This window comes from Candidatus Dadabacteria bacterium, assembly GCA_009837205.1.
Taxonomy (GTDB): Bacteria; Desulfobacterota_D; UBA1144; order Nemesobacterales; family Nemesobacteraceae; genus Nemesobacter.
In genome coordinates, this window is sequence record VXTZ01000012.1 from 63,607 (window position 1) to 79,874 (window position 16,268).

Here is a 16,268-nt window from a genome sequence, read left to right on the forward strand (position 1 = left end):
GACCTGACCCTTAACCGAGAATCCCCGCCGCAACGCGGAAAAGGAGAAAAAAATGACAAGAAAAAAACCTAAGGACCTAATGCATCCTGTCACCTACAAGCGGGAGAACGGGAAATTCGACGTCAACTGGTACCTCAAGGAAGACAGGTCGAACTGGGTGCTTCCCAAGGTGCTTCGCGAACAGGCGAAAAAACTGGGCAAAAAGCCCTTTCTTCAGTTCGGATACAGAAAGCCCCTGAGCTTCTACCAGACAAACCGTCTCGCTAACCGCGTGGCAAACGCCCTTTGCGGCCTCGGGGTGGAAATGGCAAAGATAGTCGCCGTTTACATGCCAAACTCCGATGACCACGTAATAACGTGGTTCGGAATCCTCAAGATGGGAGCCGTGATGGTACCCATAAACACAGCCTACAAGATGGATTTTCTTGAATACATAATCGACAGTTCGGACGCCGAGGTGCTTTTCATAGCGGAAGAATACCTAGACCGGATGCCCCCCATAGCGAAGAATCTTTCCAAGCTTCGCCATGTCATAGTCTGGACAAGAAGCGGGGACAAGAAGTTTAAAAAACACGGATACAACTTCCCAAAGATGATTTCCTACTCAGAATTCATAAACTCGGGCTCGGGCAAGGAACCGGACGTCGAGGTCACCTTCATGGATTACGCAAGACTCATGTACACCTCCGGCACAACGGGCCGCTCAAAGGGGGTCATGAGACCTTGTGCTGCCGATTACAGCAGCGCTAGGAACTACGCCGAGATAATGGACGTCGGCCCTCAGGATGTGTGTTTTACGTGTCTTCCGCTTTTTCATTCAAACGCCATGGTGATGACCGTCTACCCGGCGCTGATAAAGGGAGCGAAAACCGTAGTGGAGGAGAGATACAGCTCAAGCCGCTTCTGGAAATGGATGGTCGACCACGGGGTGACAAAATTCAACACCGTGGGAACCATGTCGTATTTTCTCTGGAACACCCCTCCCGTGCCGGAGGAGGGACAGCATAAAATAAAGCTCGTTCTCGGCTCACCCGCCCCCCACGACATGATAGAAGAGTTCATGGAACGCTTCGGGATAAAGTTTATGGAAGGCTACGGCCTGACGGAAATAGGCCAGTGCACCTGGATGAGGCCTGGAGAGCCTTTCAGGGTGGGATCCTGCGGAAAGGAAGCTCCAAACTACGAGATAAAGGTCGCCGACCCGGAGACAGACGAGGAGGTGCCGAGGGGAGACATAGGGGAAATCATAGTGCGCCCAAGAATCCCGAACGTGATGCTTCACTACTATCACAAGATGCCCGAGAAGACCGTCGAGGACTTCAGAAACTTCTGGTTCCACACCGGCGACGCGGGAAGAATGGACAAGGACGACTACATATACTTTGTCGACAGGGTCAAGGACTACATAAGAAGAAGGGGCGAGAACATAAGCTCCTTCGAGGTGGAAAAAATCGTCAATTCCCATCCTGATGTCGAGGAATCGGCAGCGATAGGCATAAAGTCAGAAGCTGGGAAATACGCAGAAGATGAACTCATGATACTAGTGATTCCGAAGGAAGGAAAAGAGGTAGATCCCCTAGAACTGATGGATTACTTGCAGCCAAGGATGCCCTATTTCATGATTCCAAGATTCATAAGGTTCGTTGATTCCTTCCCGAAGACCGGCACGCAGAGAACTCAGAAGAACAAGCTACGCGAGCAGGGAGTGACTAAAGACACCTGGGACATGGTGGAAGCCGGCTACAAGTTAAAAAGGTAACTGGGTTCTACGAGGATTTAAGTTCCCCACCCAACGGTTTCATTATCTTGCTCCCGCGCTATTGTCTCGTAGTCGCATCCGACAGCCTTGGCAAGGGCCCCTAAACGGCGACCGACGGTTTCCGGGTGAGGAATCTGGTCAGGCATATGCAAAGTAAGCTTTTCTCCAGTCCTCTCAAGCCTGGTGCTCTCAAGGATCCGCGTTACCCCTCCCGAGACCGTGTAGGCTAGGCGAAGAGCAAGCCCTGTAACCCTGGCTTCTTCAATATCATCCCCAGAAAGAAAATCTGAAACTTCCCAGCGGCGGAGCAGATTTCCTATCGCCGCGTGCCTTGAAGCTACCGATAGAGCCACCATCACCCTCTCCGGATGGGTGATTCCCACAAACGGCATCCGCAGTATCCTCAAAAACACCTGCTCCGCCCGGTACTCCGGATGTTCGGAAATTCCTATGTCTGAGAGATGACATGCAGCGAGTCTCAGCCTCGGATCTCTAGAGTATTCATCTGGAATCGCCTTCTCTATCCACCTGCAGAAAGCCTTGCCTTCCTCAACGGATCTTTCCATCTTAAGGGCGATCTCCTCGCACATGACAACTAGAGGATCTAGGGAGCGCTGCTCCGGGGAAAGATCGTCGTATATGCATCCCTCCCGAAGACCGTACGTGCAGAACGTAAGGTTGTTAACGCCCGTTTTCTTCAGAAGACTCTTTATAAGCGTGGCGGCGTAAGGAGCAGACTCCACCCTGTTTCGGCCCAGGATCCAGAGGTCCTGAAGCGAACCCGAAGACATCTCGGCTATCTCCCGGGCCATCTCAACTGCTCTGGATCTGGAAAGACTGTAGCCGTGAACTATTCGAAGCGGGTAATACTCAGACTCCATGTGTTTTTTAGCTAGGGCTCGCCACGAGCCCCCGACGGCGTAGAAGGTCTTCTTTTTCGCATTCTCAAGCCAAGGAAGTTCGTCAAGGAGGGGAGCAATCAGTTTCTTGCGGGCCTTCACGGGACTTAGACCGCTTTCAAGAAGCGGGATCGTACCAAGCGGCAACGTGGCGTGGTTTCCTACTTCCCCATCGCAGATCTCCACCAATTCAAGGCTTCCGCCGCCTATGTCCCCCATTACGCCGTCAGCGTCAGGGATAGCGCAGAGGGTACCGAGAGCAGAAAGCCTCGCCTCGTCCATGCCAGAGAGCACCCGAAGCGAAATCCCGCATTGCTGCTCAACAACCTTTTTAAAATCGGGGCCATTTGCGGCGTTTCTCACCGCAGCGGTGGCAACCGCCTTTATTCCGGAAACCCTCATTGAGCGCGCGATGTCGACAAAGCGGCTTACAGTTCGCAGGGCGAGATCCATGCTCTGCGGAGACATTCTGCCCCGAGAATCCATCCCGCACCCCAAGCCACAGGGAACCTTCTCATCAAGTATCGGAAGCGGGGCGCGCCTAGGTCCCTTGTAGACAACAAGACGTATGGAGTTTGATCCCACATCGATTACCGCCACGGTCCCACCCTCGCCGAACGGCGCGGCGGAAGAAGATATTTCTGTCATAAAATTATTCCTGCACAAACTCAGACGGCATTAGGGGCCGGGATTCGGCAAGCGCCTTGCCTCTTCCTGAAAGACTGGGGTTGGTCATAAAGTATTTGTGAGCCGAAAAACTGTCCCAATCGCTTTTAAGCTTGCGGAAAGAGCCGTCCGGTCCCATTTCCCAACTGTTCGCAACATCGTTTAAGTTAGCAACCATCACCTGCTCAACGAGCTGCTTCTTCACAGTGGCGTTTTCGATCGGAATCAGAGATTCTACCCTGCGGTCAAGATTTCGGGGCATCCAGTCGGCAGACGAGATGAAGACCTTGCAGGCATTAGAGGGAAGCCCCTCCCCGGCGCCAAAGCAGATAACCCTGCTGTGCTCGAGGAAACGTCCCACGATGCTTTTTACCCTGATGTTCTCAGAAAGCCCCGGCACCCCGGGCCGCAGGCAGCATATTCCCCGAACGAAAAGTTCGATTCTCACCCCTGCGCGGCTCGCCGCGTAAAGCGCGTCTATGATCTTGCTGTCCACAAGGGAATTCATCTTGGCCCATATCACCGCGGGGCGACCGGCCTTCGCGTGGTCTATCTCGTCCCTTATCAGCTCAAGCACCTTCGGGCGCATCGTGACGGGAGAGAAAAATATCTTCTCCATCTTCTTCGGAGTGGCGTAGCCAGTCATATAGTTAAAAAGCTTGGCGGCGTCGCGGCCGAGCGCCTCGTCGGCCGTGAAGTAGCTGAGATCCGTGTATATCTTGGCGTTTACGGGATGATAGTTGCCGGTGCCATAGTGGGTGTAGGTGCGGATGTCTGAACCCTCTCTTCTCACCACCAGCGATACCTTGGCGTGGGTTTTAAGATCGATGAACCCGAACACTACCTGAACCCCCGCGTCCTCGAGGTCATGAGCCCAGCGGATGTTGGCCTCCTCGTCGAAACGGGCCTTGAGTTCCACCATGGCGGTTACGGATTTTCCGGCCTCGGCGGCCTCTATGAGCCTTTTCACTATCGGGGAGTCTTCCGAGGTGCGGTAAAGCGTCTGCTTGATCGCGACGACAGCCGGATCCGCCGCAGCCTGCTTCAGGAACTCGACCACGACGTCGAAACTCTCGTAGGGGTGGTGAACGACGAAATCTTTCTGCCGTATGGCGGCTATCACGTCGCCTCCGAATTCCCTGACCCGCTCGGGGTAGCGGATACTCATCCGCTTGTAAAGAAGGTCGCTTCGCTCATCTAGTATTATCTGCTTCACGCTCTCAAGCCCGAGCATCCCCTTGATCCTGAAGAAATGTGCGTCACGGACCTCAAGCTTGTCCATTATGAAGTCGGCAATCGCATCCGGCATGTCCGCGTTGACGTCAACCCTGATCACCGACCCCCCCCTGCGCTGTTGCTTAAGCGCCGTTTCAAACGTCTCGACCAGATCTTCCGCGTCCTCGTCTATCTCAAGAAGGCTGTCTCGGGTGACCTGGAAGATTCCGTTGTCCTCCACTTCAAAACCCGGGAAGAGGGATTTCATGTTGTGCTCGATGACCTTCTCGATAGGGACAAACTGGGTTTTTTTCCCTCCCGGAACCCTTATGAAACGCTCAACCTGAGAAGGCAGCAGTATGAGACCCTTCATGCGCTTTCCGTCCTCGGCGCGGCCTAGCTGCACGGCGCACACAAGGCTCTCACTCTGTATGAAGGGGAACGGATGCGCCGGGTCTATGGCAAGCGGGGTAAGCACCGGGAAAAGCTGTTTTGAGAACCACTCGGAAAGCCATTTGGCGCCCGAGCGGTCGAGTTTCTCGGGAGTTACGATCTTGATCCCGGCCTTCTTGCAGAGGGAAAACAGCTCCTTTTCGCACTCGTACTGGCTGTCAAGCAGGAAACGGACCTTCTCCCTTATGGCTTCCAGTTGCTGGGATGGCGTAAGACCGTCTTTGCTGCGGTCGGCAACTCCCTCCATAACCTGTCCCGCGAGACCCGCCACCCTTACCATGTAGAACTCATCTAGGTTGCTCGCGGAGATGGAGAGAAAGCGCACCCTCTCAAGAAGCGGAACCTTATCGTTTGCCGCCGTCTCAAGAACCCGTAGGTTAAAATCAAGCCAGGAAAGCTCCCTGTTAAGATACTTCTTGGAAGAACCGACAGAGCCTCTCTTGCTCGTGATGTCCGTTATCGAAGAAGCCACTTGCAACCTCCCGGGAGCGCAACATGCTACGTCTTAACACCCACAATCCATGAGTTTACATAATTACCCGGCACGTGAAAAGCCAGACTCACCGCGCCGTCTCCCAAAACGGGGTAATTCTCACGAGGCGCTTCCACTGCGGCTGTGCAGTGCGAAGGCACTTTCTAATCCGGGCCTGGGACCATTCCTGCGCGAGGCGGATCACCGAGGGATCAAGCCTTCCGGGCTTGACCGCCGCAAGGATGTGCCGTGCGACTATCGCGTCGTTTGTCTTTCCTAGGCTGTCCTGGAAGCGTCCCATGAGCTTCATGAAGGGCGGAACTTGGGGACCGCTCCAAAGCGAATTGAAAAACTGCGTTGCGTAGCGGGCCTTTTTCCCACGCTTTCTTATTTCGTGAAGATCCTCGTCAGGAAGACGCGAAAGGGGCCTCGTATCTTCAAGAAAATAGCGCCATGTTCTCCTAAGCACGCCTCTTGCAAACGGCCTTACGGGCTGGCTGAAAGTTTTCGAGCCGACCTCTTTCTCCACAGACGCAACCCATCGCTCGAACTGGAGCAGAAGACGGGCGTAGCGGCGGCTTTCAAGATAGGCAGCCGCATCCCCGACGGCGCGGCGCCGCTCTGCGCGCGCAATGCGCCGAAGGCGCTCTATCGCTTCCTCCTGCCCTGGCGCCGCAGAGGCTATCCTAGGAAGGGTCTCGCTTAAAAACACCTGCCAGTCTCGGGCCGGGGCTAGGCGCTGCTGGAACCAGCGGAACTCCCCGTTAAAAGCCTTTCGCTTGTCATATGGAAGTATTATCTTGAAGGCCCGAAGCGCCGCGCGCACGCGCCTCATAGCCACCCTCGTCTGATGAACTCCCTCGGCCCTTCCCTCTAGGGTCGGAATTTCGTTTGCGAACATGTGCTCAAGCGCGCCAGCAATGATGAAATTAAACGCCTCTCCCACGCTCATATCCTCTGTGAGCGTAACCTTCGGGGCCTTAAGCGGTCTTGGCCGAAGGGCCGGCCTTGCAAGCGCGTAGCCCCTCTGCGCCTTGGTAAGGTGGCCGAGGCGTATGTCGTAAGCCTCGCAGAGTTCAAGAGCCACGTCGAACATCCGCGCCGGGTCCCCCGAGAGCAGTTCGAATTCCGCTTCGCAGATAGGCTCCTCAACGCGTCCCCCGGATGTTTCGGCGTGAATCACTCCCTGATCCACCGCCAGCTCGAATTCGGCACCCTTGGTCCTGATACGAACCGCCTCGCGCTCGAAGTCCGTGATGAACACGGGGCCGAGGCGCTTTTCGTCGCGCAGGCGGGAGAGAGCGCGCGCGAGTGCGGGGTCGTCCACGGCGCGAAGATTCGGGGAATCGCCATTTACCGGAACGGTCCATTCACGGAAATTCTGGAGTCCCGCGGGGCCTTGGAACGGCGCCTTTATAGTCTGCTGCTTACCGTTGCCGTTATCACGCACCCGGAGGACTATGTCAGATTTTCTAAGCGCATGGCGCGGGGTATCGAAATAGGTGCTTACGAGATGACGCTTTGTGCGGCGGCCCCTGCGAAGGGGTTTAAGTCCTTTGTAACGCAGAATCCGATTCGCCACGGCGGGCGAAAGGGACAGCTTGAATTCCGTTTCCTCGTACATGACGTAAAGATTCAACCACCCGGTTTGTCGGAAACTAGACTGTTTAGTTTACTCGATTAAGGCCCGGTTGTCATTTCTTTTTGCTACTGGATGAAACCGAGAGAGGGTGTATAATTTAACTTCATAACCCGCAATGGCAGATTCCTTCGTTCACCTACATCTACACTCGCAGTACTCGCTTCTTGACGGCTCGATAAAGTTCGACGAGCTGATCGAAAGAGCCGAGAGCCACTCCATGCCCGCCGTAGCCGTGACCGACCACGGAAACCTCTTCGGCGCGTACGAGTTTTTCGAAAAGGCAAAGGCCCGCGGCGTAAAACCCATAATAGGTTGCGAGCTTTACGTGACTCCAACGCTTAAACTTGAAAAGCCTTCCGATGGGAAGAATTACCACCTAACAGTGCTCTGCATGAACGAGCAGGGATACAGGAACCTCTCGAGGTTAGTCACAAGAGGTTACTTCGAGGGATTTTACCGCCGCCCGCGCGTTGATCACGAAATGCTGTCTGAGCACAATGAGGGGCTCATAGTCCTCTCCGGGTGCATGAGCAGCGAACTTTCCCAGGCCATTTTCAAAAAAGATCAGAAGGAGCAGATAAGAATCGCTTCGACATACAAGGAAATATTCGGGGACCGCTACTATCTTGAAGTGCAGGCAATCGCCCTTGAGGAGCAGCGCAGGGTAAACAGGGGGCTTAGAAGAATCGGCGAACACCTCGGCATAAAGCTCGCAGCAACCAACGACTGCCATTTTCTCACCAAGGAGGATTACAAGTCGCACGACGCGCTTTTGTGCATCCAGACCGGAAGCAGGGTGGCCGACCGCAAGAGAATGAGGTTTCAAAGCGACGACTTCTTCGTGAAGACAAGGGAAGAGATGGCCAGGGATATGGAAGGTTTCGAGAACGCGCTCGAAGAAGCAGTGAAAATCTCTGAGCGCTGCGATTTCGAGTTCAAAAACGAGGGGTACAGGTTCCCGGAATATGTCCCTCCCAAGGGAAAATCGCTCGACGAATTCATGCGCGAGATCTCGAGCAGAAATCTCGAGAAAATGCTCCGGGAAAACGAAATACCCGAAGAAGCCCACGATACCTACCGCGAGCGGCTTAACTCGGAGCTTGACACCATCTGCAAGATGGGATTTTCCGCTTACTTCCTCGTGGTCTCCGACTTCATATTCCACGCCAAGAAAAAGGATATCCCGGTTGGACCGGGGCGGGGAAGCGCCGCCGGGAGCCTAGTTGCCTACGCCCTCGGCATAACAGCCATCGACCCCATAAGGCACAACCTTATTTTCGAGAGGTTTCTTAACCCCGAGAGGGTGAGCATGCCCGACATAGACGTCGATTTCTGCGGTGAGCACCGCGACGAGGTAATAAGATATGTCACGGAGAAATACGGGGCGGACAAAGTGGCCCAGATCGGCACCTTCGGAACCATGTCCTCGAAAGCCGTGATAAAGGACGTGGGAAGGGTGCTCGGGCTTCCCTACGCGGAAGTCGACCGGCTCTCGAAAATGATCCCCTCTTTCCGGGGGAAGGTGTTCAGCATAGAGGAAGCCGTAAGAAAGGTAAAGGAAATAAAGGAGCGGCTTTCTGAGAACAAGGAGCTTGCCGAAGCGGTGGAGCTTGCGAGGTCGCTTGAGAACATGGTGCGCCATTCCTCCACCCACGCGGCAGGGGTGGTGATATCGAATGAGCCGCTTGCCGACTACATACCCCTCTACAGGGGAAGCAAAAACGAGATCGTAACCCAGTTCGACATGAACTCCATAGAGAAGCTCGGCTACGTGAAATTCGACTTCCTTGGCCTAAAGACCCTTACCATACTGGACAAGGCTGTTAAGTACGTCAGGGAAAACCAGGGAAACAATGAAAAAGAATTCGACCTTGACAGAGTTCCCCTTGACGACCCGAAAGTCTACGCGCTGCTTCGCGAAGGTGCGACCATGGGGATATTCCAGGTTGAATCCCAGGGAATGAAGGATCTTCTGGCGAGACTGCGACCCGCGGAATTCGAGGACATAACGGCCGCCTTGGCGCTTTACCGCCCCGGCCCTCTTGACAGCGGCATGGCGGAGGAATTCACCCGGAGGAAAAACGGGGGTGCGGTCGATTTTCCGCATCCCGCGCTTCGGGAGATACTGGGAGGAACCTACGGCCTTTTCGTTTACCAGGAGCAGATAATGCAGACCGCGAGCGAGCTTGCGGGCTTTACCATGGGGGAGGCGGACCTCCTGCGAAGGGCCATGGGAAAGAAGAAATCAAGCGAAATGAAGGCACAACGCAAAAGGTTCCTGACGGGAGCGGAGAAAAAGGGCCTCGATAGCAAGCTGGCCGCGGAGCTTTTCGACACCCTCGAAAAATTCGCTGAGTATTCCTTTAACAAAAGCCACAGCGCCGCCTACGCCATGATCACCTACCAGACGGCCTACCTCAAGTCGCATTACCCGGCTGAATTCATGGCAGCCTTCATGTCCGTGGAAGCCCACAACGTGGACAAGGTGATCTCCGGCATAACCGAGTGCAGGAAACTTGGAATCGACGTTCTGCAGCCCGACATAAACCGAAGCTGCTCCGGGTTCACGGTGTCGGAAGGAAAGGTGCTGTTCGGGTTCACCGCAATCAAATACGTCGGGGACGGCCTGACCGAGGGAATAGTCAGAAGCAGGGAAAAAGACGGGGTATTCGAATCCGTTTTTGACTTCTGCGCCAGGGTGGATTCGAGAAAACTAAACAAAAAGGCGCTTGAAAGCCTGATAAAGGGAGGCGTTTTCGATTCCCTCGAACCAAACAGGGCGCGGCTGTTCGCTTCCTGCGAGTCCCTACTCGGGTACAACTCCATGAAACAGCACACGCCGGCGAACGGGCAGGGAATGCTGTTTGACCTTCCAGATTCCGTGGCCGCCCCGACTCTTGCCGAAACCGAACCCTGGGATGACCGCATCAGGCTTGAGAACGAACTTGAGGTGCTCGGGTTTTTTATATCGTCCCACCCGCTTCGAAAGTACTCCTGCGAGCTTGAAAAATACAGCCGCCTTCACGACACCGAATCCATAAAGCGGGCAAAAGACGGCTCCGAGGTGAGAATCGCGGGAGTGGTGAGATCGTTCGAAACCAAAAACACCCGCAGGGGAACCGGCCTCATCGGCTACTTCACCCTGGAGGATCTGAACGGTTTCACAGAAGCAATAGTGTTCAACGACACCCTGCGCACATCCAGTTCCCTTCTGGAACAGAAGGTGGAACCGGTGATAGTGAAGGGGAAAGTTGAGGTCTCGGATGACAAGGTGCGTCTTCTCGCAAGCGACATCTCCTCGCTCAGGGAAGCCAGGACAAATTCCGCTGTCTGCATAAGCATCGCCCGCAAATCGGCAAACGAGCAGAACATACTCAGCCTGAGGGAGATCCTCGAGAAGTTCCCGGGAGACTCGACCGTTATAATCGACATGAAGACCGATCATTCAGAGGCCGTCTTAAGGGTCGGAAACTGCAAGGTCGACTTCGGGGACAAGCTCATAGAAAACATCGAGGGACTGCTCGGGGAAGGCGCGGTGACCCTCAGGGAAAGCTCATTTGCCTAGACGTTCTATAAGCGCTTTTAGTTCCTCGGGGTCTTTCGTGATGACAAATACTTCCTGCACCGAAGTGCCGCTTCTCGCTATGAGCTTGGCCCCGCTTCGGGTGCTGTACTTGTAGTTCACCGCCAGATTCTCCCCGGTGGCGCGACCGACCTTTATCTCCCCGGGAATAATTCCCGTTACGTGGTCAAGATCCGAGATGTTGTCCTCGAGAAAACGCCTTAGTCCCTTTATTATCGAATGTTCGGTTTTTATCTTGTTTTTTCTGTATTTCATTCTCTCTCAAGAAGATATTATACTTCCTCATAGGACCGAAGGGTAGCACACATCCGGGCGCAGGGATTTCTCGGGCTGCCCGGTTCTCCGTTAATATAATTCGTAACGAAGCACAGAGGGCGCCGTGGGATGGGAAAAATAACAGACCTTCGTTTTGAGAATTCCTACGCGGAACTGCCACACGAGTTCTACCAGAAAAAAGATCCTGTTCCGTTCAAGATCCCCCATATGGTGGCATTTAACGAAACCTTGGCGGCGGAACTCGGCATAGACCCGGATGAGAAACAAAACCCCCTTCTTGCCGAGTACCTCTGCGGGAAAAGGCCTTTTGCGGGCGCAGACCCCCTGGCTATGTACTACGCTGGGTGGCAGTTCGGAGTCTACAATCCGCACCTTGGAGACGGAAGAGCGCTTCTGCTCGGGCAGATAATCGACGAGCGGAGCCGCAGATGGGATCTTCACCTCAAGGGATGCGGAGCGACCAGATTCTCAAGAGGCTTTGACGGAAGGGCCACGCTCAAGTCCTCCATAAGAGAATACCTGGGAAGCGAGGCTCTCCACCATCTGGGAATTCCATCCACGAGGGCTCTCTGCGTAGTGGGAGGCACGGAGAAAATCGAGAGGGAAACCCGAGAACCCGCCGCGATGATGCTACGGGTCGCGGAGACCCACGTGCGCTTCGGCTCGTTCGAAGGTTTTTACTATCGGGGCGAAGAGGAGAGCATCCGGACGCTCGCCGATTACGTAATCGCCCGCCACTACCCCGAGATTCCGAGCGGGACAAAGGAAGGCTACGGGCTTTTTCTGCTCGCAACGGCAGAAAAAACGGCAATCACCGTCGCCAAGTGGCAGGCTTTCGGATTTACCCACGGAGTAATGAACACCGACAACATGTCCGTAACGGGACTCACCCTCGATTACGGACCGTACGGATTTCTGGAAACGTTCGACAGGGATTACGTATCTAACCACTCGGATCACTTCGGCAGGTACAGCTACGGAAACCAGTCCGCGATCGCGCGTTGGAACCTTGAAAAATTCGCAAGATGCCTGGAAAGCCTAGTGGACAAAAAACAGGCCGCCCGCGCAATTGAGGGTTACAACAAGACCTTCTCTGAGACTTACAGGCAACTCATGCTGCGCAAGTTCGGCTTTGAAAAGGAAAAAAGAGAATCCCTTCGGTTTGTTGAAAAAACCCTCGGGATGCTGGCCGAATCCGGGACGGACTATCATATCTTTCTTAGAAGCCTCTCTGACGTAAGCCGCGACGGCTCTTTTGAAGAAAATCCCTGGCTTGCGGAACTCTGCGCAACCTCGGAGAAATGGCGGCAGTGGATCTCAGAGTACACCGGGGAGCTTCGGGAAAACTCGCTCCCTGACCGTGAAAGAAAGAAGCTCATGGATTCCGTCAACCCCAGGTACGTTTTGAGAAACCATATAATGGAAACCGCCATAAGGGAGGCTCTTGAGCGGGAGAACTACTCGGAGATAGAAAAGGTGAAAAAAATATTCGAGAATCCCTTCTCGGAGCAATCGGAGCATGAAAGCTACGCGGGCGCCTCTCCCGAGTGGGCCAAGAGTCTCGTCGTGAGCTGTCTTTCCTAGTCGGCAAAAAAGCTTGCGAGGATTTTTTTCACGCCGGAACCGAAGAAATCAACCGTAGCCACCGTCTTATCTCCTTTTCCGTCAATCTTTTTAACGATCCCGGGACCAAAAGTCGGATGGGCAACTTTCTGGCCCGGTCTTAAGTTCAGGCCGACATCTTCTAGTTCGTATGTCTTTTCTTCCGAAGGCAAATCGGAATCTCGGCCAGAGAGTTTTTTCTTGCGGGATTCATAGACAACATGTTCGGGCGAGAGATCATCCAGAAAAGCCGACCTTCGGGTGTGGTAAGTCCCGCCTGAAGCAGTTCTCAAGGAAGCGTAACTTAGGTAGAGCAGCCGCTTGGCGCGGGTAACCGCGACATAGAAAAGCCTTCTCTCCTCCTCCAGACCCCCAAGGGTCTCCGCAGATCTTCTGTGCGGAAGAAGGTCCTCGTTTACCCCGACCACGAACACCGCAGGAAACTCAAGCCCCTTGGCCGCGTGAATCGTCATGAGGGAGACCTTTTCCTCTCCGGAGTCCCCCCTATCCTCATCGGTCGCGAGCAGGACGAGGTCAAGGAAATCAGAAAGAGTGATCTCGCTCCATCCCTCGGCCGCACTCAAAAGCTCCCTTACGTTCTCAGCCCTCTGGAGGTCCTCCCCCAGATAATCCAGGTAGGCAACACGCTCAAGAAGAGCTTTAATCACGCGTGCTACCGGCTGACTCTCCGCCGCCGAACCAAGCCCCTTTATGATTTCAAGAAAACGTGATAGGGCACCTAGGGCCTGCGCAGGCAGGAGATCATGTTCCTGGCAGTATTCGGCCGCTTCAAAAAGAGCGAATCCGCCGGCTTGGGATGCTTCACGAAGCTTCCGAAGCGTAACTCCCCCTATCTTTCTCGGCGGGACATTCACTATTCTAAGGAAGCTGACGTCGTCCCTCGGATTCTGAACCAGCCGCAGGTAGGCAATCACATCCTTTATCTCCGCCCTCTGGTAAAACCCAACTCCCGACACTATCCTGTAGGGGATTTTGGCAGCCCTAAGTCCTTCCTCAATCACCCTCGACTGAAAGTTGGCTCTGTAGAAAACCGCCACGTCGCTCCACTTGAAATCTTCGGTCCCGACCAGGCCCGAAATCCGCTCCGCGACAAACCGCGCCTCGTCAGCATTGTCGAGGGCTTTGAACACAAGCGCCCTTTCTCCCTCGGGATTATCGGTCCAGAGGGTTTTTTCCTTTCTGCCCAGATTTTCCTTTATTACCGAGTTCGCTATGCCGAGGATGTTAGGCGTCGAGCGATAGTTGCGCTCAAGCTTAACTACCCTTGCTCCCGGAAAGTCCTTCTCGAAGTTTAGAATATTGTTTATGTCGGCACCCCTCCACCCATAAATCGACTGACTGTCGTCGCCCACGACGAAGAGGTTGCGATGGCGCTGCGAGAGGGTCTTTGCAAAGCAGTACTGGGAGACGTTTGTGTCCTGATACTCGTCTACTAGCACTTGAGAGAATCTGTCCTGGTAACGGACGCAAACCCCCTGGTTTTCAGAAAGAAGCCTGTTTGCAAAAAGGAGCAGGTCGTTAAACGTCATGGCGTTTCGCTTCACGAGCTCTTTTTTGTATAAATCATAAAGCTCACTAAGCCTGCGACCATAAAAATCGTCCCTGAAGGACGCCCCCTCCCTGTTCTCAGCGGCGTCAAATTCGGAGAGCACCCCCTTGGGCGAAAAAAGGCTCTCCCCGTAGTCAAGCTCTTTCAGGCAGCTTTTTAAGAGGCCAAGCTGATCGTCCTGGTCGTAGACAACGAAATCCTTCGTGTGGCCCTCAAGAAAATCCGCCTCTATTTTAAGAATCCGAAGGCAGATCGAGTGGAAGGTACCGATCCATATGCCGCTTGCCAGCTCGCCCGCCAAATCCCTCGCTCTTTTTTTCATCTCCGCCGCCGCCTTGTTGGTGAAGGTCACGGCCAGAATGTTTCCCGGAGGAACGGAAAGGTCGTTTATCAGGTAGGCGATCCGGTGGGCTATTACCCTGGTTTTTCCCGATCCCGGGCCCGCAAGCACAAGCAGCGGACCCTCTCCGTGGGTTACGGCCTCAAGCTGGGAAGGGTTAAGTCCTTTGAGGGAATTGCCTGACATGGTAACGTGAATCGAAATTTCTGGCTGGGGCGGGAGGACTTGAACCCCCACTACCGGGACCAAAACCCGGTGTCCTGCCGTTAGACGACGCCCCAGTTGAAAAAGACTTCTATATTACCATATCCGAAGGACTGTTAAAGAATAACCGCCGGAGAAACGGGAAACGCGCAATATCGGCCAGAAAAACGCAACGCGGGTCAGGCGCGGGGGCGCGGTTTACGGGGCGGGCGCAATCGGGCCGCGGACCGGTCAGTTCACTCGGCTGCCCGGCATCCGTGCCGGAGAAAGACAAGGAAAAAAACGGCGGTGCTTGCCAGAAGCAACCCCAACAGAGCGCCTTGAGCCGTATTCGCGGTACCGGAAAGAGCGCAGCCGCCGTCGTCTTCTTCGGATTCCCCGAGATAAAGTCCCGAACCGAAAATATAGACCGGGGCGGAAGGGTCATCCTTGTCGGGCGAAACAACTTTTGTGTAGCCGAGCTTAGGGGAACTGCCTCCAGGGCCGCCGCTTTGCTCTCCGTCGCCCACAACGGCGGGATTCTCCCAGTTGTACCGGACGAAGTCAACTTCAGGCGTCTTGGCCGCGGCAATGAGTTCGCGGATATTCTCTCCGACATCTGGATCATCCCAGAGGTTTGTCTGCTCAATGTTTCTGTTCGCCCCGTTGAAGATCACGTTGCCGTTTTCATCCATTATGTAGATGTAGGTGGAAACGTGCCTCCAGGGTCCGCCGTCAAGCCTGAAAAGCGTGCGAAGCCTCACGGCGTCAATTTCAGGGCTGGCAAGAGCCGCGGTAAAAAAGACGATGGCCTCTTCAACAAACTCCCTGAGCTCCCGCTCGTTCTCCTCATCACTCTCTTCGCCCCCTATCTCCCTAGCCTCTTTAGTGGGGTGAACGCTGTTGGGAAGGGAGCCGGCCAGCTCCTCGTAGGATTTTTTCTGATCGACGACATCAGGTTCGTAAGCGAAACCTCCGACAAGAACAAAACCCTGTTGCTCGGGTGAGAGGGAATTGCTGAACGGAATAGCGGGAGCGGTAAAAGGAAAGGCAAAGGCTTGGGGGGGGGGATCATCTGCATTATCTCCAACATAATCTATACTTGCCCCATCTTTCCCGACGCTGAGAAATATCTGTCCTACATTAATCCCCTTACGATCTTTGAGCTGTGACCAGTCCTGATCCTCAAGTTCTCTGTTTTTAGCGTGAACGTAGACGCCTCCTCCGCTTGCGGCTGTTCCGCTTCCCCCATCTCTTCCGCTTGTAACTCCGCTGCCGTCAACTCCCTTGCCCGTAAGAAGGATCAGGTACATGCTGCCGTCATTCCAGTCTCCCTCCTTATTCCTGAATTCATTCAGTATCTCAAGAGTCTCGGAAAAGGTTTCGGCCTCCTGCAGGTGAGCGACCGCGTGCATCACGAACTCCTCAAGGGTCACCTTCCTCTCTCTATCCACATCGGAAACCGTATTAGTCAGTTCGGTTTGTTTACCGTTCAATACGTGCGGTACGCCTTCATGGGCGGCGGCCGGAAGCGTGCGGAGGGCGCCCAGAAACCCCAGAACGCAGCACAAAAAAATCAGAAATCCTATGTTCTTCATCGCAACTCCT

The 16,268-nt window shown here is 54.4% G+C and carries 9 protein-coding genes and 1 tRNA gene; 3 read left to right on the top strand and 7 right to left on the bottom strand.

Annotation, left to right across the window (positions count from 1 at the left end; all coding sequences use genetic code 11):
* Positions 1-52: 52 nt before the first annotated feature.
* Entirely contained in the window at positions 53-1,759 is a 1,707-nt protein-coding gene (locus F4Z13_02115) for an ATP-dependent acyl-CoA ligase (protein ID MXZ48042.1), read from the top strand.
* 17 nt (positions 1,760-1,776) lie between these two features.
* Here the strand turns inward: F4Z13_02115 and F4Z13_02120 are convergent, their stop codons facing one another.
* From F4Z13_02120 to F4Z13_02130, 3 genes are all read right to left on the bottom strand, one after another.
* Positions 1,777-3,306, bottom strand: a complete 1,530-nt coding sequence (locus F4Z13_02120; GenBank protein ID MXZ48043.1) for a Ppx/GppA family phosphatase — start codon at positions 3,304-3,306, stop codon at positions 1,777-1,779.
* Between the two features lie 4 nt (positions 3,307-3,310).
* The gene (locus F4Z13_02125; GenBank protein ID MXZ48044.1) at positions 3,311-5,452 is read right to left on the bottom strand and encodes an RNA degradosome polyphosphate kinase; all 2,142 of its coding nucleotides are present in this window, start codon (positions 5,450-5,452) and stop codon (positions 3,311-3,313) included.
* A 100-nt stretch (positions 5,453-5,552) separates the two neighbouring features.
* Positions 5,553-7,088: a CYTH and CHAD domain-containing protein gene (locus F4Z13_02130; protein MXZ48045.1), complete on the bottom strand. Its 1,536-nt coding sequence runs from the start codon at positions 7,086-7,088 to the stop codon at positions 5,553-5,555.
* A gap of 133 nt (positions 7,089-7,221) precedes the next feature.
* Between F4Z13_02130 and dnaE the strand changes: the two genes are divergently transcribed.
* A complete protein-coding gene (gene dnaE / locus F4Z13_02135) occupies positions 7,222-10,671 on the top strand; it encodes a DNA polymerase III subunit alpha (protein ID MXZ48046.1) in 3,450 nt (1,149 codons plus the stop codon).
* Here dnaE and F4Z13_02140 read toward each other — a convergent pair.
* Positions 10,660-10,944 (bottom strand): metal-binding protein, encoded by a 285-nt coding sequence (locus F4Z13_02140; GenBank protein MXZ48047.1) that lies wholly within the window; start codon positions 10,942-10,944, stop codon positions 10,660-10,662. The genes dnaE and F4Z13_02140 overlap by 12 nt on opposite strands.
* 129 nt (positions 10,945-11,073) lie before the next feature.
* Between F4Z13_02140 and F4Z13_02145 the strand changes: the two genes are divergently transcribed.
* The gene (locus tag F4Z13_02145) at positions 11,074-12,549 is read left to right on the top strand and encodes a YdiU family protein (GenBank protein MXZ48048.1); all 1,476 of its coding nucleotides are present in this window, start codon (positions 11,074-11,076) and stop codon (positions 12,547-12,549) included.
* On the opposite strand, the gene F4Z13_02150 is transcribed toward F4Z13_02145, so the two are convergent.
* The 3 genes from F4Z13_02150 to F4Z13_02160 form a co-directional block, all read right to left on the bottom strand.
* The gene (locus F4Z13_02150) at positions 12,546-14,663 is read right to left on the bottom strand and encodes an AAA family ATPase (protein MXZ48049.1); all 2,118 of its coding nucleotides are present in this window, start codon (positions 14,661-14,663) and stop codon (positions 12,546-12,548) included. The genes F4Z13_02145 and F4Z13_02150 overlap by 4 nt on opposite strands.
* Positions 14,664-14,684: 21 nt before the next feature.
* Positions 14,685-14,758: transfer RNA gene (locus tag F4Z13_02155), tRNA-Gln, on the bottom strand.
* Positions 14,759-14,917: 159 nt separating this feature from the next.
* The gene (locus tag F4Z13_02160) at positions 14,918-16,258 is read right to left on the bottom strand and encodes a hypothetical protein (GenBank protein ID MXZ48050.1); all 1,341 of its coding nucleotides are present in this window, start codon (positions 16,256-16,258) and stop codon (positions 14,918-14,920) included.
* Between the last annotated feature and the right edge of the window lie 10 nt (positions 16,259-16,268).